Origin of the sequence: Streptomyces sp., from assembly GCF_031178505.1 — a bacterium.
In the GTDB taxonomy this organism is placed as follows: domain Bacteria; phylum Actinomycetota; class Actinomycetes; order Streptomycetales; family Streptomycetaceae; genus Streptomyces; species Streptomyces gulbargensis.
This window is the reverse complement of the sequence record NZ_JAPSIW010000848.1, coordinates 1-2,834: the sequence shown is the minus strand read 5'-3', so window position 1 is coordinate 2,834 and position 2,834 is coordinate 1. Positions and strand designations below refer to the sequence as shown.

At 68.9% G+C, this 2,834-nt stretch carries 2 protein-coding genes; both read left to right on the top strand.

Annotation, left to right across the window (positions count from 1 at the left end):
• Window positions 1–431 precede the first annotated feature (431 nt).
• On the top strand, window positions 432–944 hold the full coding sequence (gene nrdR, locus RIF68_RS33360; protein WP_309055207.1) for a transcriptional regulator NrdR: 513 nt from the start codon (window positions 432–434) through the stop codon (window positions 942–944).
• Between the two features lie 173 nt (window positions 945–1,117).
• On the top strand, window positions 1,118–2,834 hold a 1,717-nt coding region (locus RIF68_RS33355; protein ID WP_309055205.1), incomplete at its 3' end, for a vitamin B12-dependent ribonucleotide reductase.

Here is a 2,834-nt window from a genome sequence, read left to right as displayed (position 1 = left end):
GCCCCCCGGTGGTTCCCCAGGGCGGTCGCACGGCCTCCCAGGGGCCCGTTCGCGGCCTCCCCGCGGTGCGGCGCCCGGTTCCCCGCCCCCAGTCTTCCATCCGGTCCGCACCTCCCCCTCCGTCCGGCCCGCGGACCGGTGCCCCGGCGACTCGGCGCCCCCGCTTTTCCCGTACCCTCTTCCCTGGCCCGGGGCTCCTGCGGACGCCCCCTCCGACGACCTCCCGCTGAGGTCCGGCGCGCGACACGCGATAGGGCCCAAAACGCGACTCGACCCTAGATCTAGTGGTTGGATTGCTCCAGTCGCCCAGAAGTTGTGGTCTCGGTGCAATCACGCCGTGAGCATCACCTATGCTGGGGACTGCTTCCAAGGGCCCGAGGAGGGCCCTGAAGAGGCTATTCAGTCGTGCGTGTGAAGGAGGGTTGGGAGCCATGCACTGCCCCTTCTGCAGGCACCCCGACAGCAGAGTCGTCGACAGTCGCACCACCGACGACGGGACCTCGATCCGTCGCCGCCGGCAGTGCCCCGACTGCTCCCGCCGCTTCACCACGGTGGAGACGTGCTCGCTGATGGTGGTCAAGCGCAGCGGAGTGACCGAGCCCTTCAGCCGTACCAAGGTCATCTCCGGCGTCCGCAAGGCATGCCAGGGGCGGCCCGTCACCGAGGACGCCCTCGCCAAGCTCGGCCAGCGGGTCGAGGAGGCGGTGCGCGCCACCGGCAGCGCCGAGCTGACCACCCACGACGTGGGACTGGCCATCCTCGGCCCCCTGCAGGAACTCGACCTCGTCGCGTACCTGCGCTTCGCGTCCGTCTACCGGGCGTTCGATTCCCTGGAGGACTTCGAGGCCGCCATCGTGGAGCTGCGCGGGCAGCGGCCCTCCGAGAAGGACCGCGGGAGCGGCGAGACCCCTGAGGTCCCCGCGCCCGCCATCGCCGCCGACTGAGCGGTACCGGCCCCGGACGCCCGTGCCCGCAGACGTATATCCGCAGGCCGGCGCCAGGGCGACATGAGATGTGCTTCCGGCCGCCGTGCGCGGCGGCCGGAGTATCGGACACACATTGTGCCTGGGAAGATCTGGGCACTTCAGGGCGTTTTCGCCCACATATGGGAGGCGGCATGACAGAGACGGCGAGCGGCCCGGCACGAGGTTCCCGCACCAAGGGCGCCAAGGCGAGCAAGGGTCTGCGCATCGAGCGCATCCACACCAACCCCGGCGTGCATCCGTACGACGAGGTGGCGTGGGAGCGCCGGGACGTCGTCATGACCAACTGGCGCGACGGCTCGATCAACTTCGAGCAGCGTGGCGTCGAGTTCCCCGACTTCTGGTCGGTGAACGCGGTCAACATCGTCACCAGCAAGTACTTCCGCGGCGCCGTCGGCACGCCGCAGCGCGAGACCGGCCTCAAGCAGCTGATCGACCGGATCGTGAAGACGTACCGGAAGGCCGGCGAGGACCACGGCTACTTCGCCTCTCCCGCGGACGCCGAGATCTTCGAGCACGAGCTGGCGTACGCCCTCCTGCACCAGATCTTCAGCTTCAACTCCCCGGTCTGGTTCAACGTCGGCACGCCCCAGCCGCAGCAGGTCTCCGCCTGCTTCATCCTGGCCGTCGACGACTCCATGGAGTCGATCCTCGACTGGTACAAGGAAGAGGGCATGATCTTCAAGGGCGGCTCCGGCGCCGGCCTGAACCTCTCCCGCATCCGCTCCTCCAAGGAGCTGCTCTCCTCCGGCGGCAACGCCTCCGGCCCGGTCTCGTTCATGCGGGGCGCCGACGCGTCCGCCGGGACGATCAAGTCGGGCGGCGCCACCCGCCGCGCGGCCAAGATGGTCATCCTCGACGTCGACCACCCGGACATCGAGAACTTCATCGAGACCAAGGTGAAGGAGGAGGAGAAGATCCGCGCCCTGCGCGACGCGGGCTTCGACATGGACCTGGGCGGCGACGACATCACGTCCGTCCAGTACCAGAACGCCAACAACTCGGTCCGCGTGAACGACGAGTTCATGAAGGCGGTCGAGGCCGGCGGCACGTTCGGGCTGCGCGCCCGGATGACCGGCGAGGTCATCGAAGAGGTCGAGGCCAAGTCCCTCTTCCGCAAGATGGCCGAGGCCGCCTGGGCCTGCGCCGACCCGGGCATCCAGTACGACGACACCATCAACGCCTGGCACACCTGCCCGGAGTCCGGCCGGATCAACGGCTCGAACCCGTGCAGCGAGTACATGCACCTGGACAACACCTCGTGCAACCTCGCCTCGCTGAACCTGATGAAGTTCCTCAAGGACGACGGCCTGGGCAACCAGTCCTTCGAGTCCGAGCGCTTCGCCAAGGTCGTCGAGCTGGTCATCACCGCGATGGACATCTCGATCTGCTTCGCGGACTTCCCCACCCAGAAGATCGGCGAGAACACCCGCGCCTTCCGCCAGCTGGGCATCGGCTACGCCAACCTCGGCGCCCTCCTGATGGCGACCGGCCACGCGTACGACAGCGACGGCGGACGCGCCCTGGCCGGCGCCATCACCTCGCTGATGACCGGTACCTCCTACCGCCGCTCCGCCGAACTGGCCGCGGTCGTCGGCCCGTACGACGGTTACGCCCGCAACGCCGAGCCGCACCAGCGGGTCATGAAGCAGCACTCCGACGCCAACGCCAAGGCCGTCCACGTCGACGACCTCGACTCGCCGGTCTGGGCCGCCGCGACGGAGGCATGGCAGGACGTGATCCGGCTCGGCGCGAAGAACGGCTTCCGCAACGCGCAGGCCTCGGTCATCGCCCCCACCGGCACCATCGGTCTCGCGATGTCCTGCGACACCACCGGCCTGGAGCCCGACC